Genomic DNA, 20,386 nt, shown 5'->3' on the forward strand with positions numbered 1-20,386 from the left:
GAACCCCCCAATGACCCAGAACACCGTGGCCGCACCCGTATCGCCCTCAGATGCCGTGCTGGACCGTGAAGAGACCATCTCGCGCGACGAGCTCGAGGCCCTGCAGCTCACCCGCCTCCAACACACGGTGGCCTACGCCTACGACCGCGTGCCGTTGTACAAGCGCAAGTTCGACGAAGCCGGCGTGCACCCCAGCGACCTGCGCGAACTGAGTGACCTCGGCAAGTTCCCGTACACCACCAAGGAAGACCTGCGCCTGGAGTACCCGTTCGGCATGTTCGCCGTCCCGCAGGACCAGGTGGCCCGCATCCACGCGAGCTCCGGAACCACCGGGCGCCCCACGGTGGTGGGCTACACCAAGAACGACCTCGCCAACTGGGCGACTCTGGTGGCCCGCTCGCTGCGCGCCTCGGGCGTCCGCCCCGGCATGAAGGTCCACAACGCCTACGGCTACGGCCTCTTCACCGGCGGCCTCGGGGCCCACGCCGGTGCTGAAGCACTCGGCTGCACCGTCATCCCCATGTCCGGCGGCCAGACCGAACGCCAGATCCAGCTCATCCAGGACTTCAAGCCGGACGCCATCCTGGCCACCCCCACGTACCTGCTGACCATCGCCGACGCCATGGCGCACATGGGCATCGACCCCACGTCCACGTCACTCAAGTACGCCGTGCTGGGCGCCGAACCGTGGACCGAAGAGATGCGCCACGAACTCGAAACCACCATGAACATCAAGGCCTCGGACATCTACGGACTCTCCGAAGTCATGGGCCCGGGCGTCGCCGGCGAAGCCGTGGAAACGCAGGACGGCTGCCACATCTGGGAAGACCACTTCCGCCCCGAAATCATCGATCCGTTCGACCACTCCACGGTCCTCGGCGATGGCGAACCCGGTGAGCTGGTCTTCACCTCCCTGACAAAGGAAGCCCTGCCGATCATCCGCTACCGCACCAAGGACCTCACCCGCCTGCTCCCCGGCACCGCCCGCCCGGCACACCGCCGCATGGGCCGCATCACCGGGCGCAGCGACGACATGATCATCCTGCGCGGCGTGAACCTGTTCCCGTCACAGATCGAGGAAATCGCACTGCGGATCCCGGAGCTCAGCCCCCACTTCCAGCTGGAAATCACCCGCCCCGAGGGCAAGCGCATGGACTCGCTGACGGTCCGCATTGAGCGCCGTGAGTCCGTCCCCGTTGAGGCCGGTACGACGGCGGCACACACCTTGCGTGAGCAGATCAAGATTCACGTTGGGTCCTCTTGCGTCGTTGACGTTGTGGAGCCCGGTTCCCTTGAGCGGTCCAACGGCAAACTCCGCCGGATCTACGACATGCGCCCCAAGGGCTAGCGGCTTCTGCCGTACAGATCGTGAGAAAATGCCAGCATGCCTACTGAGACCACCACCAAGCGCGGACGGCCCGGTTATGACCAGCAGTCGGTGCTCCGCATCGCCGTCGACGTCTTCAACCGGCACGGCTACGACGCTACGTCCATGGGCATCCTGGCCGAGAACCTGGGGATCTCCAAGTCAGCCATTTACCACCACGTGCCGTCCAAGGGCGATCTCCTGAAGCTCGCCCTTGACCACGCACTGGGTGGCCTGGAAGCGATTCTGGAGGAGCCCGCCGCTACCTCCGGTCCTGCCGACGCCAGGCTGGAATTCGTGCTCCGGCAGACCATCGCCGTGTTGGTGGATCGCCTGCCGTTCGTTACCTTGCTGCTGCGCCTGCGGGGCAACACCGAAATCGAGCGTGACGCCCTGGAACGCCGTCGTGCTTTCGACCACAAGGTTGCGGCCTTGATTTCCGCCGCCCGTGACGACGGCTCCCTGCGCCAGGACATCGACCCCCGCACCGTGACCCGTTTGCTGTTCGGCACCATCAACTCGATCGTGGAGTGGTACAAACCCGGCGGCTCGTTGTCCCCGGAGAAGCTCGCGGACGACGTCATCACCATGGCCTTCGACGGCCTCCACAGCGCCGCCTGACGCTCGCGCACATCCCCTCCCCTTCCGGCCAACCCTCACGCACGTTCAACGCAAAAACGCTTTCCCACAGATCGCGGAAAGGCGTTTTCGTCGGTTGTGTGAGCGAGCGCCCACCCCAAACCCCGGGGACGTGAGCGAGCGCCCACCTCAAACCCCGGGGGACGTGAGCGAGCGTCCGACCCAAACCCGGGGGATGTGAGAGAGCGTCCGACCCAAACCCCGGGCCGTGAGAGAGGGTTACTTCTCCACGAGGGTGAGGACGTCGTAGGTTGCCACGATCTCGTCGTTCTGGTTGCTCAGGACAGCGTCCCAGGCAACCTCGCCGTATTCGTCGGTCTCACGGGGAGTGATCTTTTTGGCGGTCAAGGTCACCCGGACGGAGTCGCCCGCAGCCACGGGCGTAATGAAGCGCAGGTTCTCCAGGCCGTAGTTGGCCAGAACGGGACCCGGAGCAGGCTCCACGAATAACCCGGCAGCCCAGCTCAAGAGCAGGTAGCCGTGCGCCACGATCCCCGGGAAGAACGGGTTGGCCTCGGCAGCTTCCTGGTTGGTGTGCGCGTAGAAGGTATCGCCCGTGGAGTTCGCGAACGCGGTGATGTCCTCAAGGGTGACCTGCCGCAGCTCGGAGCGAACGGCGTCGCCGATCCTCAGCGTCACCAGCGACTTGCGGAAGGGGTGCTCACCTTCGGTTTCCACCGTGAAGTTCCGGTCGGCACCCGTGTGCCACTGACCGGTAACGGCGGTGAGCATGTTCGGCGAACCTTGGATGGCAGTGCGCTGCATGTGGTGCAGGACGGAGCGGATGCCGCCCAGTTCTTCACCGCCGCCTGCGCGGCCGGGTCCGCCGTGAACCAGGTGGGGAACAGGCGAACCGTGGCCCGTAGAGGAACGTGCGTCTTCGCGGTTGAGCATGTGCACCCGGCCATGGTGGGCAGCAATTCCAGTCACCAATTCCCGGGCAACTGCGGGATCGTTGGTGCACACAGAGGCCACCAACGAGCCTGAACCGCGGGCTGCAAGCCGCACAGCGTCCGCGAGGTCGCTGTAACCAAGGACCGAGGAAACGGGACCGAAAGCTTCCAACGAGTGCACTTCTTCGGCCTCGGCGTCGCTCCAGCTCAGGAGAACCGGCGACATGAACGCACCGTCCTCGACAACGCCTACGGCGCCTCCAACGGAGGTGACCGACGGCGAATCCAGGCTTCCGTACGCAAGCTCGCCGCCGGCGTCGAGCATTGACTGGACAGCAGCCCGGACGTCGGCGAGCTGCTCCAGCGAGGCAAGGGCACCCATGGTGACGCCCTCGGCGCGGGGGTCACCAAGCACAACACGCTCGTTGATCCGGGCACCGATGGCGGCGGCCACGTCGGAGGTCAGCTCCGAAGGGACGATGATCCGACGGATGGCGGTGCACTTCTGTCCGGCCTTGACCGTCATCTCGGTGACGACGGCCTTGACGAAAGCGTCGAACTCGGGGGTTCCGGGAACGGCATCGGGACCCAGGATGGCCGCGTTGAGAGAGTCGGTCTCCGAGGTGAAGCGGACCCCGCCCTGAACCACGTTCGGGTGCGATTTGAGCGACTTGGCAGTGGACGCCGAGCCGGTGAAGGAGACGAGGTCGCGGTAATCGAGTTCATCGAGGAGGGTCCGGGCCGAGCCGGAGATGAGTTGAAGCGAGCCCTCCGGCAGAATCCCGGATTCGACGATTGCCCGGACGGCGTCAGCGGCGACATAACCCGTGGGCGTCGCGGGCTTGACGATGGTGGGGACGCCGGCCAAAAACGCGGGAGCAAATTTCTCCAGCATGCCCCACACCGGGAAGTTGAAGGCGTTGATCTGGACGGCAACGCCGGGAATGCGGGCGTAGATGTGCTCGCCGGCAAAGGACCCATCCTTGGACAGGATCTCCATGGGCCCGTCCACCACAACCTGCGAGTTGGGCAGTTCGCGGCGGCCCTTGGAGCCGAACGTGAAGAGCACGCCGATGCCGCCGTCGATGTCGATCATGTTGTCGATCTTGGTGGCGCCGCTCTGCGACGAGGATGCATAAAGTTCTTCGCGCCGGCCGTTGAGGTACATGGCGAGCTCTTTGAGCTTCAGTGCCCGCTGGTGGAACGTCAGTTTGCCGAGTTCGGCTTGGCCTGTGGTGCGTGCGAAATCGACGACGGCGGCCAGATCCAGTCCGTCGGTGCTCACGTTCGCCAGGACTTCTCCGGTGCTGGCATCTCGAACGGGGACTTTCTTCGCATCCGCAGCCGGAGTCCACCAGGCATTCCGGACGAAGCTGGGGACGGTGGCAACGGCTGTGGTTTCCGGGGCGACTGCGGTAGTGGTCATCGTCGACGGGTCCTTCCAAGGCACGTGAAAGCGGCTCGGTCAATGCTGGCTCGATGCCAACATTACTGACCGGCCGTTCGGTAATATATACAGGGTACATGAATGCCGGGGAGAGTACAGCAGGAATTTCTCAGCCGGGCAGTCCCGCGCCCGCCCCCACCTTGGCCCGGATCGCGCTCAACTCCTGATCGCTGACACCGTTCGCCCTCAGGAAGCCAGCAACATCGACCGACGCCAGGAAGAGCCGCAGGCTCGCCAGACGCTCCGCCAGCATCGCTTTGAGCTGCTCGTCGGGGAGATAAGGATCGTGGGCATGCGGCGCACCGTGGGTCCGATGCCTCTCATTGATCCCCCGCGCCGCGAGCTCGTAGCCCTGAAGGATTTCCTCATCCGTGAATCCCGCCAGCCGCTGCAGCATCAGGGCGACCATTCCACTTCGGTCCCTGCCCGCCGAACAGTGCACCACCACTTTGCCAGGCGAAGCAGCAATCGCCTTGAACACCGCCGCGATCTTCTCACCGAACAGCTGCAGATAGTCGCCGTAGTGCGCCGGGTCCTTCAAGTACGGGCCGAACAGCTCGCCGAACCGGCTGTGGTCCGGATCTTCCGTCGGGCAATGTACGACGGCGATCCGGGCCTTCACGTGGTCCGGCACCTCGGGATCGGTGTCGCGTTGCCGCCGCTCACGCGAGGCGCGCAGGTCGATCACGGTGCGGACGCCGTCGTCGTACATTTGCTGCCAACCGACGCCGGTGACCCATTCGTGGCGACCCATCCGGTACACGTCCCCGGCAATTTTCCAGGCGTTGACAGCACCGTCCCAGTGGACATCTTGGTGCGCTGAAGAAGTCCCGTCCATAGGAGCCAGCTAAGCACATCCCGGCAGTGCCGTGGCTAACCCGCTGATCCGTTGTTGGCCAGCAACGGATCAGCGGGTTGGCAACGTCCCTAGCGCTTCACCAACCGGGCAGGTCTCACCGTGGAGAGCAACGCCGACGCGTACGCTTGATGGCCGGCGTCGTTCGGATGGAAGTTCGAGTCCGCCTGCAGCTGTGCCAAGTCCAGCACGATCCATGAATTGTCCGAATTCACTGCATGGCCCAGGAAGCGCTTGGTCACATCAACGAACACGGCGTTGGTCCCGTTCTCCGCCACGGCCTTCGCGATGGTGGCATTGAGGGCATTCACGGCCACGTTCACCGCGATCTGGTTACTAACCGGCACAACAGTAACCCCGCCGATCACAATGTCCCCCCGGGACGGATCAAACAGACGCGGGTATCCCATGACAACGATCGTCGCATTCGGAGCGGCGGCCTGGATCGACTGGTAGGTAAGTTCCAGTCCGGCTTCGAGACTCCCGAGGTTCTGGATGATTCCAGCCACGGTTGCCGCGCAGGCCTGTGTGTTCGGGGTAGAGCAGGCCTGAAGTGCCAGCAGGCTGCCCCCATCGATGGCTCCGGCTGTGATGCTCACCAGATCGGTGTCACCGGACAGCGCCTGGCTGAAGGCCAAGCCGGCGATTTGCTCCGCGACAGTCGGCGCCCCGTTGTAGAACGGACTCGGGTTGAGCGGATCAAAGGCCAGGATAGAGCCGTGGCAAGCGGCATTGGCAACGAGGTCTACCCGTTGGGAAGCATCAACCAAATCCACGTATCCGCCATCACTTTGCCAGCAGACAGCAGTTCGCGTGGGCCCACCCGCCCCCGCCGCCGGTGAAGTATGTGGCGTTGGGTGATTCGTACACTGCGGGGACGGGGGCGCCGCGGTGGCTGGAGCGGCGGTGAACCCCAAGGTGAGCGCCGCGATGGCGAGGCCGCCGACCAAAGCCGGGATCCGGCGTCGTGAATTTTGCTTTGCCATGACTAATCCCCTTTTTGCGGTGATGGGGCTCCGGCCATCCAAGCTTCAGCTGTTCGCGGATGTCGCGGCTCGCCCACCAGTCGGCCGCATACCGGGGCAATGTGTGGCCAGATTACGCCTGCATGGCAGAGGGGAAAAGACCTCGCAGCATGGTGTTCTCAGGCCTGGGCCCGCCGGCGGTACAGGATATTTCCCACCAGCGAGACAACGCCGCCAATCACCATGACGACACCCACCAACGGCAACAGCGCTACTGCTTTCTTCGACGACCCCTCGAGGGGAATTTCCAATGTTCCGGCAACGTCATCCGGATGGTAGGTGACGTCAATGGAGTCGCCGACGCGGTAGGCACAGGGCTTGGCGCTGGTGCCTGGCGGCGTCCGATAACTGATACCGTCAACCACCACAGTGGCGATGGGCTCACACAGACCTTTGCCGCTTATTTCCTGGTCAACCACAGTCCCTTGCGCGGCGACGGTCCCTTCGGGTGCCGGCGCGTTGGTGAAGATAAGCAACCACAAAATCCCCAGGACAAGGGTGATGACGGCAGAGCGGAGGCTGAACCTGGGGTTCCGGGGTGCTGTCACGGCGCCGGCTACGCCCCGTACTTGTACAACCGGTACTCCAGGCCGTTCCGCACTGCGGGCCACTCGTGCTCCAGGATGGAGAAGACCACCGTGTCCCGGAGCACGCCATCCTTGGTGCGCGAGTGGTTCCGGAGCACCCCGTCCTGCTTGGCTCCCAAACGCGCGATCGCCTCGCGGGACTGGTGGTTCAACCAGTGCGTGCGGAACTCCACGGCCGGGCACCCCAGGGTTTCAAACGCGTGCCTGAGCAGGAGCAGTTTGGAATCCGGGTTGGTCCCCGTACCGTGAGCCGACGTCGCGTTCCAGGTGGAACCAATCTCAACCCGCGGGGTGGCGGCGTCGATGTTCATGTAGGTGGTCATGCCGATGAGCTTGCCCGTGGCGTTGAGCCGCGTGGCGAAGGGCAGCATTGAACCTGCCTCCTGAAGCGACAGCCGGCGTTCGATCTCCGCAGCCATTCCCCCAGGCGTGGGAACGGAGGTGTACCAGAGCTTCCACAGGTCACCGTCACGGGCGGCGTCGGCTAGACCGTCGTGGTGCTCCGGCGCCAACGGCTCCAGGGTCACGAATTTGCCGGTGAGGGTGATGGGTTCGATTGAAGTCACCCGGCTAGCCTAACCGGCTCCAACGCTTAGTCGTTCCAGTCGAAGAAGCCCTTGCCCGATTTTCGGCCGAGCTCACCGCGCGCCACTTTGTCGCGCAGGATCTGCGGCGGGGCGAAGCGGTCGCCCAGTGTGGAATGCAGGTACTCGGCGATCCCCAACCGGACGTCCAGCCCCACAATGTCCGTAGTCTTCAGCGGGCCTGTGGGGTGCTTGTAGCCAAGGACCATCGCGGCGTCGATATCCTCGGCGGACGCGACGCCCTCCTCCACCATGCGCATCGCTTCCAAGGCAATGGCAACGCCAAGCCTCGAGGACGCAAATCCAGGAGCGTCATTGACGACGACGGCGGTCTTGCCGAGTGCCTCGGTCCAGCTTTTCGCCGCTTGAGCCAGTTCGGGAGACGTCTCTTTGGCCAGCACCACTTCGATCAGCGTGGAAGCAGGCACCGGGTTGAAGAAGTGCAGCCCAACAAAGTTGGCGGGCCTGCGGAGTTCATTCGCGAGTCCCGTGACGGACAGCGAAGATGTGTTTGAGGCCAGGAACGCATCCCCTGACAAGTGGTCTTCCACGGCTTTCAGCGCTGTGACCTTGAGGTCGAAATCCTCGGGAACGGCTTCGACTACAAGGCCACAGTGAATGAAGGACTCGTAGTCTGTGGAGGTGCTGAAGCGGGACATGGCTTCTTCGGCAGATTCGCTGAGTGTGCCACGGGCTGCGGACTTCGCCACGGCTTCTGCCACGCGTCCGTGGGCGCCCGCTGCGGCCTCGTGATCGCGCTCCACCACTATCACCGTGGCGCCCTTGGTGAGGAAGGCGTGGGCGATGCCGGCGCCCATCCGGCCACCGCCCAGGACTCCTACAACGTGCGGGATGGAGGGAACGGCTGTCATTTCTGGGTCCTATCCTGCGTAGCTTCGGCTTCCTTCTTGTCCGCCGACTTCTTGTCCGCCGACTTCTTGTCCGCCGACTTCTTGTCGAGGAACGCCTGCATGCGGTCAAACTTTGCCTGGGATTCGAAGAGTATGCCCTGCGCCAGGGTGTCGATGAGGGGGTGGGCCTCCGCCGGAGCATGGAACACCGATTTGGTGATGCGAACGGCCATCGGGTCCTGTCGGCCTATCCGGTCGGCAAGGGCGTGTGCTTCCACCATCAGCTCCGGCGCTTCAACAATGGAGGTGATGAGGTTGATCCGGAGTGCTTCTTCGGCCCTGAGGACCGCGCCCGCCAGGAGGATTTCCTTGGCTTTCGGTTCCCCCACGAGTTCCTTGAGGCGCCACGTGGCACCCGCGGCAGCCAGGATGCCGAGGCCCGTCTCCGGGTTTCCGATCCTGACGCTTGGCGTGCCGATCCGGAAGTCTGCGGCGTAGGCCAGCTCCGCTCCCCCACCGAGGCAATAACCATCCAGGGCGGCAATGACAGGCATTGGCAGCTTGGCGATGCGGACAAAAATCGTTGAATTGATGCCCTGCAATGCGTCGTCCCGACGTCGTTCACGCAGCTGTCCGATATCGGCGCCCGAGGCGAACACCCCATCGGTCCCGGCGATGATCAGCACTTTCGGGTTTCGTTCAAGCTCGGCGCACACCGCGTGGAGCTCATCCACCATCGTCTGGTCGATCGCATTGCGGACCTCGGGACGGTTTAACAGCACGATAAGCCGGTCCTCGCGGTCCTCGACCAGGAGCGCTGTGAAGTCTTCGGGATTCAGTGCCATTACACGCCTTCCAACAGCATTGCAGTTCCTTGGCCTACACCGATGCACATGGTGGCCAGACCGAGCTTGGGTCCCGTGGCCGAGGCCAGCTCGCGTTCCATCCGGCCCAGAAGTGTGATGGCGATCCGCGAGCCGCTGGAACCGAGCGGGTGCCCCAAACTGATGGCGCCGCCGTCGTTGTTGACGATGTCCGGGTTCAGTCCAAGGCGGCGCATGCTGGCCAGGGACTGCGTGGCGAAAGCTTCGTTCAGTTCCACGGCTCCGAGCTGGTCAACAGTGAGCCCGGTGCGGGCGAGGACCTTCTGCGTGGCAGGAACGGGGCCGATGCCCATGATTTCCGGTTCGCAGCCTGCGGAGGCGCCGTCGATAATCCGGGCGCGGGGCGTCAGGCCGAATTTTTGGATGGCGGCCTCGGACGCGACGATGATGGCCGAGGCACCGTCATTGAGGGTGGAGGAGTTGCCTGCCGTGACCACGGATCCACCGGGAACAACCGGCCGCAGACCTGCCAGGACATCCATGGTGGTTCCCTCGCGCGGGCCTTCGTCTGTGTCCACCACGGTTTCGGATTTCCGGGATTTGACGGTGACCGGAACGATCTCGTCCTTGAAGCGCCCACCGGCAATGGCTGCCAGGGCGCGCTCATGCGAGCGGACCGCGAAAGCGTCGGCATCCTCGCGGGAGATGTTGTCCACACGGCCGACTTCCTCGGCCGTTTCAGGCATGGAGTAGGTCATCTTGCCATCGCGGGACAGCTCGCCCTTGGTGAAGAGTGGATTGACGAAGCGCCAGCCGATGGAGGTGTCGAAGATCTGGCCCGGCTTGGCGAACGCGGTGGCGGGCTTCTCCTGCACCCACGGCGCCCTGCTCATGGATTCCACGCCGCCGGCCACCACGATGTCCGCAGCACCGGATTTGATCATCTGGCCGGCCATGATGATGGCGCTCAGGCCAGAGGCGCAGAGGCGGTTTACGGTGATTCCGGGGATGTGCAGGGGAAGTCCGGCCAGGAGGGTTGCCATGCGGGCGACGTTGCGGTTCTCTTCACCTGCGCCGTTGGCGTTGCCGAGGATTACCTCGTCGATGGAGTCAGGGTCGACGCCGGCACGCGCCACCGCTTCCCGGACCACCAATGCTGCGAGGTCGTCGGGTCGGACGGAGGACAGTGCGCCACCGTAGCGCCCGACAGGCGTACGTGCGCCGCCAACAAGAAAAGCCTCGACCATGAGAACATCCTTCGCGAAAGAGAAAGGGACCGGCACGGAATAATATACCGACCGTTCGTTCTATAAAGATTACACGGCCCAGCGGGCGGGTCAACAGATGAAGCTCTCCGCCTGACCGCCCCTCCACCGCCTCAGATCACCCGGATTCCAAGGTGTCCGGCCAGCAAGGGCGCCATTAAGCTCAGTTGGTAATCGTCGATGACCACCCCCGCAAGCCCTGCAAGGCCATTGATTCCGCGGAATTCCGAGGTCCGTAAGTCCACGTCCTTGAGCTTGGCACCTGTGACATCCAGGGTACCGATGGTGCAATTCTTCAAAGCCACCCGCGTCCCCACGCAACCCCCAAGATCGAGCTCGTTGATGATGCAATCCGAGATCTGGACGTCCATGAGCTTGGAGCCCCTGAGGTTCACGTAGTCCAGCTTCCCGCCGTCGATCCGGACCGAGCGCCAGGTGCCCTCATAAAGTTCGGCCGACCCCCAGCGTGGGTTGCTGATCTCCACGTCCTGCCAGGAGGTACGCGCAGCCATCAGCACGGGCGCATACGGCTCGGCCAGAACGCACTCCCGGAACGTTGCCCCACGCAGTTGAGCCTCGTTTAAGGACACCCCGTTGAACTCACATTCGATGAAATCCGCGCCGCTGAGTTCCTCGCCATCGGCGGAAACCCTGGTGAGCCGGACGCCGTCGTACCGTTCGCCGCGCTGGAACTCCGGAGCGTCGTCGTCGCGCAGTTCTTCCAACCGCACCGGGGAAATCTTCGGGGCTGCAACCTTCGCTGCCGCCATCAGAGTGACTCCGCCTTCCCGGGCTTCGCCTGTTCGGCGTTGGTATGCTGCGTCAAAGTGGTGGGTAGTTCCATGCTTCGAGCCTATCGTTGGGCCCTGACAAAAGCTCCGACCGCTGGAGCCGGAAGGAGAACCGCACCCATGGTCACCATTGATTTGAGCACGCCAAGCCAAGCGGCAGGGGGCTCGTCCGCTCTGAAGGGCTACCTCGCCGAACCCACGGGAGCGGGACCGTTTCCCGGTGTTGTGATGATCCACGAGGCCTTTGGACTGAACGATGTGATGCGCCGCCAAGCGGATCGCCTGGCGGCGGCCGGCTACCTCACACTCGCGGTGGACTTGTACAGCGACGGCGGTCCAGGACGCTGCCTGGTCGCCACCATGCGCTCCATGCTTTCAGGCGCAGGCCGGGCCTTCACGGACGTGGCCACCGCTCAGGATTGGCTCCGGAAGGACGGAAGGTGCACCGGAAAGGTGGGCGTCATCGGCTTCTGTATGGGCGGAGCTTTCGCGCTGCTGGTCGCCAACGACGGCTTCGATGCCGCATCTGTGAACTATGGCCAACTTCCGCGGGACCTGCACAGCGCCCTCGAAGGCGCCTGTCCCATGGTCGCCAACTACGGGGCCAAAGACCGGACCCTGCCCGGCGCTGCGGCCAAGTTGGAACAAGCCCTCTCCGAGCTCGGCATTGAGCACGACGTCAAGGAATTCCCGACGGCGGGCCACGCCTTCATGAACGACGCGCCGGTTGGCCCCAAACCACTCCGACCGCTGATGCGGGTCATGGGAATCAAGCCTGATCCCGCCTCTGCCCCGGAAGCCTGGCGGCGCATCGAGGAGCATTTCGCCAAGTACCTTCGGGACCATTAACGCAAACGGCGGGCGCCCCTCAAGGTGACGTAATCACCGGAAGGAGGCACCCGCCGTCGAGCGTTAATAGACGCTAGCTGAACAGTTCGCTCTTGGGCTCGTTGTTCTTGACCTTCTGCCAGCCAAGCCACAGCACCAGGGCAAAGAACGGGATGGTCGCCAGGGTCCAGAGGCCCAGGAGGAACACATCGCCGGTGGCCTTGTCAGTCATGGTGTCGAAACCGATCAGCACGGTGATGGCCAGCAGAGCCACCAGGCCGAGCCAACTGGTCCACGGTGAGCCGGGCATCGGCAGGGAGGACACGGCACCCTTCTTCTTCCGCAGGGCGATCTGGCTTGCGAAGATCGAACCCCACGTGAAGATGACGCCAATGGAGGCGGTGTTCAGTGCGAGGTCGAAAGCGTGCGAACCGCCGAGCCAGATGTTCAGCAGGATACCCACCAGGTAGACACCGCCGATGGCCAGGATCGCCGCGTACGGCACATGGCGGGAGGACATCTTGGTCAGCCACTGCGGGGCGTGGCCGTTGTTGGCCATGGTGCGGAAGATGCGGCCGATCGAGTACAGGCCGGAGTTGCAGGACGAGAGCGCGGCGGTGATGACGATCATGTTCATCACATCGCCCATCCAGCCCAGGCCCATCTGCCCGAACACCGTCACGAACGGCGAGGTACCGGCCTTGTACTGATCGGAGGGCAGCAGCATGGCAAACAGGGTCACGGAACCGACGTAGAACACCACGATGCGGAGCACGACGGCGCGGATCGCCTTGGGGACTTCACGTTCCGGGTTTTCCATCTCGCCTGCGGTGATGCCGACGAGTTCGATGGCGTTGTAGGCGAAGATCACGGCGTTGAGGACGAGGATCATCACGAGGCCGCCCTTGGGGAACATGCCGCCTTCGTCGTGGAACAGGTTGGCTACGGACGCGTGGCCCTCGCCCACCTTGGCGTTGGTGACAACCATGAACGTGCCAACAGCCAGGAAGATTACGATCGCGGCAACCTTGAGGCAGGATGCCCAGAATTCGAACTCGCCGAACGCCTTGACGCTGAACAGGTTCACGGCCACCAGCAGCACCAATGCTGCGATGGCGGAGAGTTCAATCGGCACGTTGGGGAAGAAGAACTGGAAGTACAGGCCGATCGCGATGAGCTCGGCGATGCCTGTCATGGCCCAGTTGATGAAGTACATCCAACCGGACAGGTAGGCGCCCTTCTTGCCGAACATCTCGCCGGCGTAGCTCACGAAGGAACCGGAGGTCTGGCGGTACATGATGAGTTCGCCGAGGGCGCGCATCAGCAGGTAGGCGATGACGCCGGCAATGGCGTAGGAGAAAATCAGGGCCGGGCCGGTGGAGGCCAGGCGGCCACCGGCACCCATGAAGAGGCCGACGCCGATGGCGCCACCCATGGCGATCATGGTGACGTGGCGGCGGCTCAGGGTCTTCTTGTATCCCTCGGCGCTGAGGGAGGAACCGACGGCGGTGGTTGAGGCCGTCTGGTTCTTGAGATCTGTGGGGGTACTTTGCGGCACAGCTGTTCCTTGTGGGTTGGGGTATTGCTGTTGTGGTTGCGCCGGTGCCGGAGCACGGGCGGCTTTTGCACACAAAATTCGGAGTATCCGGCTTTTCGGAATCCGCTGTGTGATGCAGGCCGCAGAACGCCGAACGTTCGCGCAACCCGTCCATCTTACGGCATGTGACGGCGGACCCGTGACGCAGGCAACAGCACCTCCCCCAATGCGGTTCTCCAATGGATTGCCTAAATAAAACTTTTCGGTATGCCTAAATTTCGCTATCCTCGTAATGAGTACCCCCCCAACGACGAGGAACCCCGATGGCTGCCCCCACCCTGGAAACACGTGCCACTCCCGGCAAAGTATGGTCGCGGCTCCTGCTGCTCGGACCGGCCTTTGTTGCTGCGATCGCCTACGTCGATCCAGGGAATGTTGCTGCGAACCTCACCGCCGGCGCGAACTACGGCTACCTCCTGGTCTGGGTACTGGTAGCTGCCAATGCCATGGCGGTCCTGGTGCAGTACCAATCCGCCAAACTCGGCCTCGCCACCGGCATGAGCCTGCCGGAAATTCTGGGAAAGCGGCTGGGCACGAAACGTCGCCGCCTCTACTGGGCCCAAGCCGAAATTGTCGCCGGGGCTACCGACATGGCCGAGGTGATCGGCGGCGCCGTCGCCCTCAATCTTCTGTTCGGTCTGCCGCTTCTGGCAGGCGGCGTGATCGTCGGCGTCGCTTCGATGCTGCTGCTGGCATTGCAGTCACGGCGGGGCCAGCGCTCTTTCGAATACGCCATCCTTGTTCTTTTGGGGATCATCGCCGTGGGGTTCGTTTCGGGATTGTTCGTCAATCCCCCGGACGCAGGAAGCGCGCTCGGCGGCCTGCTCCCACGGTTCGACGGTCCCGACACCGTGCTCCTGGCGGCAAGCATGCTCGGAGCGACCGTCATGCCCCACGCGATCTACCTCCACTCCGCCCTGGCCCGGGACCGCCACGGCTTCTCACCGGACCCTGTGATCCGGACCCGCCTGATCCGGACCACCCGGATGGATGTGGTGGGCGCTCTGTTGCTCGCCGGAATCGTCAACATCTCCATGCTTCTGCTTGCCGCGTCCAGCCTGCGCGGGATCGAGGGAACGGATACGATCGCCGGTGCGCATGCAGCCGTCACAGCGGCACTGGGTCCTGCCATCGGCGTCGTGTTCGCGATCGGGTTGCTGGCGTCCGGCCTGGCATCGACGTCCGTTGGCTGCTACGCCGGGGCAACCATCATGGGCGGGCTCCTCAAGATCCGCATTCCGCTGCTGGTCCGCCGTGTCATCACGCTCGTGCCGGCACTGATTGTCCTGGGGGCGGGAATTGAGCCGACCTTGGCCCTGGTATTGAGCCAAGTGCTGCTCAGCTTCGGCATCCCCTTCGCCCTGATTCCGCTGATCCGATTGACCGGCAAGCGTGACGTAATGGGAATCCACACAGATTCGACGCCCCTGAAAATTGCCGGCTGGACAAGCGCCACCCTGATCGTCGGATTGAACTGTGTCCTGATCGCGCTGACCCTGAGCGGGCAGGGTTGAGCCGGCAGGACTCCAGCGGGCAGTTGAGCGGTCCTGACTGGGCAACCATGGAGCCAGCAAAGCTAGGCTGGACACATGGGCACTCTTCACACCAAGGCATCTTTGTACAGGTTCACTGCCCTGGATGCCCTTGCCGTGGCCGCCTATCTTGGATTCACCCTCTATTTCACCTTCGCCGGCGGAGCGGTACAACGGCTCATGCTTCAGCTGTTCGCGGACCCGGCCACAGCGTCCTATGCGGTAAACGCGATCTTCTATGCCGGCGTCGGAATATTTGCCGTGGCGTCAGCCTGGCGAGTGGTGGGGCGGGACCTTAGGATCCTGGCGACCCGGCCGTGGTTCACCCTGGGCATGATTCCCCTCGCGATCGTGGTGATGCTCATCCTCACGGCGATCCTGGTCGCCGCCTTCGGGACCGCCCAGAGTTCCGAGAACCAGCTGGGCATCCAGGGATTGCTGCAACACGTTCCGGCGTGGCTCATGGTGCCGTTGCTGGTGGTCCTGGGGCCGTTCGTTGAGGAGTACCTGTTCCGCCACTTGCTCATCGGCAAGTTGTCGCAGCATGTGAACATCTGGATTTGCTGCGTGATCTCCGTGGTGGTCTTTGCTTCGATCCATGTGGTGGGCCGTGAAGGCCTGGTGTTGTCAGCCCTGGCACCCTACCTGGGAATGGCCACGGTGCTGGTAGCCGTGTATGTCTGGACGGGGAAGAACCTGATGTTCTCCTACTTCGTGCATGCCGCGAAGAACCTGATGGCCGTTGTTTTGATCTACGCGGTCCCCCCGGAGCTCCTCCCCAACTAAGGGACAGTAAACGTCCCACTGAGCCCTCATTGCGACATTTGCTGTCCCCTGGTTGGGTAACCCGGACGGAAGGTGACCGCATCCCCCTACCCAGCCACCCGCCGTCGGAATAGCTTGGGGGCATGTCACTGAACATCCAGGTAGTAGTCGATTGCAAGAAGCCCCACGACCTCGCTGATTGGTGGGCCGAGACCCTTGAATGGAAGGTCGAGCCCCAGGACGAGGCGTTCATCCGCTCCATGATCGAGCAGGGCTTCGCCACGCTGGACCAGACCATCACGCACAACGGCAAACTCGTCTGGGCCGATGGCTGCGCGATTGTTCCGGCGGAGGACCCGGACCCCAAGGCCGCCCGACGCATCCTCTTCCAGACGGACCCGAATGACAAAACCGTCAAAAACCGGGTGCACTGGGACGTCCGACTGGACGGCCGGGACAAGGACGTCGTACGCAAGGAACTGGAAGCCCGCGGCGCCAGGCACCTGTGGACCGCCAGCCAGGGACCCCACGAATGGCACACCATGGCAGACCCGGAAGGCAACGAGTTCTGCATCAGCTGAGGCCATTACTAGACTCGGAGTGTGAACAACGATCTCCCTGCCAAGGTTTCCGACATCTTTGACCCATCGCGCTGGCGCACGGTTTCCGGCTTCGATGACTTCAAGGACATGACGTACCACCGGCAGGTTGAGCGTTCTGCCGACGGCTCGGTCAAGGACCTCCCCACCGTCCGCATCGCCTTCAACCGCCCCGAAGTCCGCAATGCGTTCCGCCCGGGAACCGTGGACGAGCTGTACCGGGCCATGGACCACGCCCGCATGACCCCCGACGTTGCAACCGTTCTGCTCACCGGCAACGGTCCCTCCGAAAAGGACGGAGGCCACTCGTTCTGCTCCGGTGGCGACCAGCGGATCCGTGGACGCGACGGTTACCGCTATGCAGAGGGCGACACACAAGAGACCATCGATCCCGCCCGCGCCGGCCGGCTCCACATCCTGGAAGTCCAGCGGCTCATGCGGACGATGCCCAAGGTGGTCATCGCCGTCGTCAACGGTTGGGCGGCGGGCGGTGGGCACTCCCTGCACGTCGTCAGCGACCTCACCATCGCCTCGCGCGAGCACGGCAAGTTCAAGCAGACGGACGCCACCGTGGGAAGTTTCGACGCCGGATACGGCTCTGCGCTGCTGGCCCGCCAGATCGGGCAGAAGGCCGCGCGGGAGATCTTCTTCCTTGCCCGCGAATATTCCGCAGAGGACATGGTCCGCATGGGCGCAGTCAACGAAGCCGTGGACCACGAACGCCTGGAAGAAGTCGCCCTCGAGTACGCCGCGGACATTGCCCGTCAATCACCGCAGGCCATCCGCATGCTCAAGTTCGCCTTTAACCTGGCCGATGACGGGCTCGCCGGGCAGCAGGTCTTCGCCGGCGAGGCAACACGCCTTGCGTACATGACGGACGAAGCCGTGGAGGGCAAGGAAGCCTTCCTCCAGAAGCGCGATCCCGACTGGTCCAGCTTCCCCTACTACTTCTAGGACCGGCCGTGGATATCGATCCGATTCTCAAAGCACTCGCCGCCGCCCTGCACGGTGAGGGTCCCGCCGTCGAAATCGTCACCGACGCGGATGGCAAGCCCAGCGCGGTACCTGTGGAGACCGGCGTCGAAGACGCGGCGCTGGTGGTCCGCACCTCCGGTTCCACGGGCACGCCCAAGGCGACGGTGCTCACGATCGATGCCCTGGCGGCGTCGTCGGTGGCAACGGCCATGGCGCTGCGCGGAGAAGGCCAGTGGCTCTTGGCTCTCCCGCTGCAGTACGTGGCCGGCGCGCAGGTACTGGTCCGCTCGCTCTACGCCGGAACGCGCCCGTGGGTGATGGACCAGTCCAACGGCTTCACCTCCGAAGCGTTCACAGCCGCGGCAGAGGAACTCACGGACAAGATCCGCTTCACGTCCCTGGTACCCACGCAGCTTCAGCGGCTTCTGGACTCCCCGGCCCCGGAAACCCTCGCCGCGCTTCGCCGCTTCAACGCGATCCTGTTGGGCGGCGCCCCTGCATCGGCGGAGCTCCTTGCCGCGGCGAATGCCGAGGGCCTGCACGTGGTCACCACCTACGGCTCGGCCGAGACGTGCGGCGGGTGCGTGTACGACGGCGAGCCGTTGGACGGCGTCGAAATCCGCCTTGGCGAGGGCGAACTGGAAGGCCGTGTCCTGCTGGGTGGCGACACGGTGGCGGCCGGTTACCTGGACGCCGCTGAAGCTTCAGGGAAGGCTTTCTTCGAAGAGGACGGCACCCGCTGGTACGTCACCGGCGACCTCGGCGAGCTGGGCGACGACGGCAAGCTCACCGTGCTGGGGCGTGCCGACGACGTCATCATCACCGGCGGCGTCAAAGCCTCCGCCGCGTACATCCAAGGCAAGCTCGAAGAGCTCGAAGGCGTCAACGCGGCTTTCGTCGCCGGCGTGCCTTCGCGGGAGTGGGGGCAGGCAGTTGCTGCCTACATCGCGGTCGATGACCCAAGCCGCGAGGGAATCAGGGATTTCACGGCACGACGCCAAGCCGCACTGGGTGCGTTGGCACCCAAAACAGTCCTTGCCGACAAGGAATTGCTGATGCTCCCCAACGGAAAGCCGGACAGGCTGGCCATGATCGAACTGCTTTCCAATCTGCATCAGGGACAATAGACAAGTTCGTCCCCCAACTGACATCAAACGCGAAACACACGAGGTACAACACGTGGCGACAGCTGCACAATGGATCCAAGGAGCCCGTCTCCGCACCCTGCCCGCGGCAATCGCGCCAGTCCTGATCGGCTCGGCAGCGGCGTACGAGCTCCACGCCTTCCGGTTGCCGAACGCGATCCTGGCTGCGCTTGTTGCGCTTCTGCTCCAAATCGGAGTCAACTATGCCAACGACTACTCGGACGGCATCCGGGGAACCGACGAGGACAGGGTGGGCCCCCTGCGCTTGGTTGGCTCCGGCGCAGCGAGGCCGGAACAGGTCAAGTGGGCGGCGTTTGGCCTGTTCGGCGCTGCCATGGTGTGCGGCCTCATCCTGGTGATCATCACCCAGACGTGGTGGCTGATCCTGGTGGGCATCGGATGCGTCCTTGCGGCATGGGGTTACACCGGCGGCAAGAACCCCTACGGCTACATGGGCCTGGGCGATGTGTTCGTGTTCGTGTTCTTCGGCCTCGTTGCCACGCTCGGAACCACGTACACGCAGGCCGGGCAGGTCAGCCTTGCGGCCGTCATCGGCGCGATCGGCACGGGCCTCATTGCGTGTGCGTTGCTGATGGCCAACAACGTCCGCGACATCCCCACTGACACCGCAGCGGGGAAACGGACTTTGGCGGTCCGACTGGGTGACCGGCATGCCCGGGAAAGCTACGTGCTGATGCTCGCGGTGGCCATCCTGTTGGTGATCGTCCTGGCCCCCACCAAGCCGTGGATGTTGATCGTGCTCCTGCTGATCCCCGCGTGCCTCATGCCGGCCTGGCTGATGGTGAACGGAAAGAAGCGCAAGAGCCTGATCCCGGTGCTCAAGCAGACCGGCCTGATCAACCTCGGCTACAGCCTGCTGTTCTCGCTGGGCCTGATCCTGAGCCGCGGCTTCTGAGTGTTTTTTTACAGATAACGCCCCTAAGAAGCTTTCTTAGGGGCGTTATCTGTAAAAAGCTCTCTACGGGGTGCCGGGGCGCTTGTCGTTGTTGATGGCAACGTCCGGGTTCTGCTCAACCAGGCTGTCCTCGGCGTCGGCGTCTTCAACCTCGCCGGCGGAGCGGATGGGCTTGGCCCGCCCGGAGAAACGTTCGCGCATGGCGGCCGTGGCGGCGTCGCGCTGTTTCTGGAAGAACAGGTAGCTGATGGCGAATGCGATCAAGCCCGCGAAGACCACTGCCAGGATCCAGCCCACCTGCAAAAAGAGGAAAAGCACGAACAACGGCACGAACAGTGCCAAACGGATGAGGGAATACTTCAGGAAAGCCACCATCCAAGTTTAGCCGCCCCGATGGTTGCACTCTGATCACGGCCCAAACCGGGCACCCAGTGATCGGCTTCCGGGCACTAGACTTGATGCATGCTCCGCGTTATAGGCGTCGTCGTCGTCCTTGTTGTCTTCGTCTATGCCCTGGTGGATGTCATACGCACGGACCGCCACCAGACCCGCGGCATTTCAAAGACCGCCTGGATCATCGTGATGATTGTCCTGCCGGTGCTGGGCGCCCTCTTGTGGTTCATTTTCGGCCGCCCGTACAACAAGCCCACGGCAGCGCCGGTGCGCAGCCACCCCACCGCACCGGACGACGACCCCGAGTTCCTCCGCAACCTCGAAACCCGGCGTCGCAACAAAGCCGAAGAGGACCGCCTGAAAAGGCTCAAGGCGGACCTGGAAGCCAAAGAGCGCAAACTCCGTGACAAGTCATCCGATGGCACAAGCGATGGCAAGGGTTTCGGCTCGGGCGACGCTGCCAGCGGTGGGCCGGATGCGCACGATACCGACGAGCTGAAGTAGGCAG

General features: G+C 63.7%; 21 protein-coding genes. 10 read left to right on the forward strand and 11 right to left on the reverse strand.

The annotated features are described in order from the left end of the window. Positions 1–10: 10 nt before the first annotated feature. Together paaK and N5P29_RS16255 are read left to right on the forward strand one after the other, a co-directional pair. Positions 11–1,348, forward strand: coding sequence for a phenylacetate--CoA ligase PaaK (gene paaK, locus N5P29_RS16250; RefSeq protein WP_262275846.1), 1,338 nt, complete (start codon positions 11–13; stop codon positions 1,346–1,348). Positions 1,349–1,384: 36 nt separating this feature from the next. Further along, positions 1,385–1,987 carry a TetR/AcrR family transcriptional regulator gene (locus N5P29_RS16255; protein ID WP_144659187.1) on the forward strand — a complete coding sequence of 201 codons (603 nt, stop codon included), beginning with the start codon at positions 1,385–1,387 and terminating at the stop codon, positions 1,985–1,987. Positions 1,988–2,224: 237 nt separating this feature from the next. Here the strand turns inward: N5P29_RS16255 and paaZ are convergent, their stop codons facing one another. From paaZ to N5P29_RS16300, 9 genes are all read right to left on the reverse strand, one after another. Next, on the reverse strand, positions 2,225–4,324 hold the full coding sequence (paaZ, locus tag N5P29_RS16260) for a phenylacetic acid degradation bifunctional protein PaaZ (RefSeq protein ID WP_262275847.1): 2,100 nt from the start codon (positions 4,322–4,324) through the stop codon (positions 2,225–2,227). 130 nt (positions 4,325–4,454) lie between these two features. Further along, positions 4,455–5,183: a tyrosine-protein phosphatase gene (locus N5P29_RS16265; protein WP_262275848.1), complete on the reverse strand. Its 729-nt coding sequence runs from the start codon at positions 5,181–5,183 to the stop codon at positions 4,455–4,457. 89 nt (positions 5,184–5,272) lie between these two features. Continuing rightward, complete coding sequence (locus tag N5P29_RS16270) at positions 5,273–5,977, reverse strand: SGNH/GDSL hydrolase family protein (RefSeq protein WP_262275849.1); 705 nt, start codon at positions 5,975–5,977, stop codon at positions 5,273–5,275. A 368-nt stretch (positions 5,978–6,345) separates the two neighbouring features. Then, positions 6,346–6,774, reverse strand: a complete 429-nt coding sequence (locus N5P29_RS16275; protein ID WP_262275850.1) for a hypothetical protein — start codon at positions 6,772–6,774, stop codon at positions 6,346–6,348. Between the two features lie 8 nt (positions 6,775–6,782). After that, on the reverse strand, positions 6,783–7,379 hold the full coding sequence (locus N5P29_RS16280) for a GNAT family N-acetyltransferase (RefSeq protein WP_262275851.1): 597 nt from the start codon (positions 7,377–7,379) through the stop codon (positions 6,783–6,785). A 26-nt stretch (positions 7,380–7,405) separates the two neighbouring features. Continuing rightward, on the reverse strand, positions 7,406–8,269 hold the full coding sequence (locus tag N5P29_RS16285) for a 3-hydroxyacyl-CoA dehydrogenase family protein (protein WP_262275852.1): 864 nt from the start codon (positions 8,267–8,269) through the stop codon (positions 7,406–7,408). Then, positions 8,266–9,093 (reverse strand): enoyl-CoA hydratase/isomerase family protein, encoded by an 828-nt coding sequence (locus N5P29_RS16290; RefSeq protein ID WP_262275853.1) that lies wholly within the window; start codon positions 9,091–9,093, stop codon positions 8,266–8,268. Before N5P29_RS16290 ends, N5P29_RS16285 begins: the two co-directional genes overlap by 4 nt. Beyond that, on the reverse strand, positions 9,093–10,319 hold the full coding sequence (locus tag N5P29_RS16295) for a thiolase family protein (RefSeq protein WP_262275854.1): 1,227 nt from the start codon (positions 10,317–10,319) through the stop codon (positions 9,093–9,095). Before N5P29_RS16295 ends, N5P29_RS16290 begins: the two co-directional genes overlap by 1 nt. A gap of 131 nt (positions 10,320–10,450) precedes the next feature. After that, a complete protein-coding gene (locus N5P29_RS16300; RefSeq protein WP_262275855.1) occupies positions 10,451–11,107 on the reverse strand; it encodes a pentapeptide repeat-containing protein in 657 nt (218 codons plus the stop codon). A gap of 141 nt (positions 11,108–11,248) precedes the next feature. Here N5P29_RS16300 and N5P29_RS16305 point away from each other — a divergent pair, with 141 nt between their 5' ends. Continuing rightward, on the forward strand, positions 11,249–11,977 hold the full coding sequence (locus N5P29_RS16305) for a dienelactone hydrolase family protein (RefSeq protein ID WP_262275856.1): 729 nt from the start codon (positions 11,249–11,251) through the stop codon (positions 11,975–11,977). Positions 11,978–12,050: 73 nt separating this feature from the next. On the opposite strand, the gene N5P29_RS16310 is transcribed toward N5P29_RS16305, so the two are convergent. Then, complete coding sequence (locus tag N5P29_RS16310; protein ID WP_262275857.1) at positions 12,051–13,514, reverse strand: amino acid permease; 1,464 nt, start codon at positions 13,512–13,514, stop codon at positions 12,051–12,053. A gap of 302 nt (positions 13,515–13,816) precedes the next feature. On the opposite strand from N5P29_RS16310, the gene N5P29_RS16315 reads away from it, so the two are divergent. The 6 genes from N5P29_RS16315 to N5P29_RS16340 all read left to right on the forward strand — a co-directional run bounded on the left by N5P29_RS16315 (position 13,817) and on the right by N5P29_RS16340 (position 19,485). After that, complete coding sequence (locus N5P29_RS16315; protein ID WP_262275858.1) at positions 13,817–15,067, forward strand: Nramp family divalent metal transporter; 1,251 nt, start codon at positions 13,817–13,819, stop codon at positions 15,065–15,067. A gap of 75 nt (positions 15,068–15,142) precedes the next feature. After that, positions 15,143–15,871 (forward strand): CPBP family intramembrane glutamic endopeptidase, encoded by a 729-nt coding sequence (locus tag N5P29_RS16320; protein WP_262275859.1) that lies wholly within the window; start codon positions 15,143–15,145, stop codon positions 15,869–15,871. Positions 15,872–15,993: 122 nt separating this feature from the next. Continuing rightward, positions 15,994–16,431 (forward strand): VOC family protein, encoded by a 438-nt coding sequence (locus N5P29_RS16325; RefSeq protein ID WP_262275860.1) that lies wholly within the window; start codon positions 15,994–15,996, stop codon positions 16,429–16,431. Between the two features lie 21 nt (positions 16,432–16,452). Further along, positions 16,453–17,403 (forward strand): 1,4-dihydroxy-2-naphthoyl-CoA synthase, encoded by a 951-nt coding sequence (locus N5P29_RS16330; protein WP_262275861.1) that lies wholly within the window; start codon positions 16,453–16,455, stop codon positions 17,401–17,403. 8 nt (positions 17,404–17,411) lie between these two features. Further along, positions 17,412–18,551 carry an AMP-binding protein gene (locus N5P29_RS16335; RefSeq protein WP_262275862.1) on the forward strand — a complete coding sequence of 380 codons (1,140 nt, stop codon included), beginning with the start codon at positions 17,412–17,414 and terminating at the stop codon, positions 18,549–18,551. A 52-nt stretch (positions 18,552–18,603) separates the two neighbouring features. Next, positions 18,604–19,485, forward strand: a complete 882-nt coding sequence (locus tag N5P29_RS16340; protein ID WP_262275863.1) for a 1,4-dihydroxy-2-naphthoate polyprenyltransferase — start codon at positions 18,604–18,606, stop codon at positions 19,483–19,485. A gap of 63 nt (positions 19,486–19,548) precedes the next feature. On the opposite strand, the gene N5P29_RS16345 is transcribed toward N5P29_RS16340, so the two are convergent. Next, a complete protein-coding gene (locus N5P29_RS16345) occupies positions 19,549–19,860 on the reverse strand; it encodes a DUF4229 domain-containing protein (protein WP_262275864.1) in 312 nt (103 codons plus the stop codon). Positions 19,861–19,947: 87 nt separating this feature from the next. Here N5P29_RS16345 and N5P29_RS16350 point away from each other — a divergent pair, with 87 nt between their 5' ends. Continuing rightward, entirely contained in the window at positions 19,948–20,382 is a 435-nt protein-coding gene (locus tag N5P29_RS16350; RefSeq protein ID WP_262275865.1) for a PLD nuclease N-terminal domain-containing protein, read from the forward strand. Positions 20,383–20,386: the final 4 nt, after the last annotated feature.

The organism is Paenarthrobacter sp. JL.01a (assembly GCF_025452095.1).
Classification (GTDB): Bacteria; Actinomycetota; Actinomycetes; order Actinomycetales; family Micrococcaceae; genus Arthrobacter.

What these genes read in the sequence shown, in the direction of transcription:
- paaK (WP_262275846.1), top strand. Translation starts at nt 11, where the DNA reads ATGACCCAGAACACCGTGGCCGCACCCGTATCGCCCTCAGATGCCGTG.
- N5P29_RS16255 (WP_144659187.1), top strand. Translation starts at nt 1,385, where the DNA reads ATGCCTACTGAGACCACCACCAAGCGCGGACGGCCCGGTTATGACCAG.
- paaZ (WP_262275847.1), bottom strand. Translation starts at nt 4,324, where the DNA reads ATGACCACTACCGCAGTCGCCCCGGAAACCACAGCCGTTGCCACCGTC.
- N5P29_RS16265 (WP_262275848.1), bottom strand. Translation starts at nt 5,183, where the DNA reads ATGGACGGGACTTCTTCAGCGCACCAAGATGTCCACTGGGACGGTGCT.
- N5P29_RS16285 (WP_262275852.1), bottom strand. Translation starts at nt 8,269, where the DNA reads ATGACAGCCGTTCCCTCCATCCCGCACGTTGTAGGAGTCCTGGGCGGT.
- N5P29_RS16290 (WP_262275853.1), bottom strand. Translation starts at nt 9,093, where the DNA reads ATGGCACTGAATCCCGAAGACTTCACAGCGCTCCTGGTCGAGGACCGC.
- N5P29_RS16295 (WP_262275854.1), bottom strand. Translation starts at nt 10,319, where the DNA reads ATGGTCGAGGCTTTTCTTGTTGGCGGCGCACGTACGCCTGTCGGGCGC.
- N5P29_RS16300 (WP_262275855.1), bottom strand. Translation starts at nt 11,107, where the DNA reads ATGGCGGCAGCGAAGGTTGCAGCCCCGAAGATTTCCCCGGTGCGGTTG.
- N5P29_RS16305 (WP_262275856.1), top strand. Translation starts at nt 11,249, where the DNA reads ATGGTCACCATTGATTTGAGCACGCCAAGCCAAGCGGCAGGGGGCTCG.
- N5P29_RS16315 (WP_262275858.1), top strand. Translation starts at nt 13,817, where the DNA reads ATGGCTGCCCCCACCCTGGAAACACGTGCCACTCCCGGCAAAGTATGG.
- N5P29_RS16320 (WP_262275859.1), top strand. Translation starts at nt 15,143, where the DNA reads ATGGGCACTCTTCACACCAAGGCATCTTTGTACAGGTTCACTGCCCTG.
- N5P29_RS16325 (WP_262275860.1), top strand. Translation starts at nt 15,994, where the DNA reads ATGTCACTGAACATCCAGGTAGTAGTCGATTGCAAGAAGCCCCACGAC.
- N5P29_RS16345 (WP_262275864.1), bottom strand. Translation starts at nt 19,860, where the DNA reads ATGGTGGCTTTCCTGAAGTATTCCCTCATCCGTTTGGCACTGTTCGTG.
- N5P29_RS16350 (WP_262275865.1), top strand. Translation starts at nt 19,948, where the DNA reads ATGCTCCGCGTTATAGGCGTCGTCGTCGTCCTTGTTGTCTTCGTCTAT.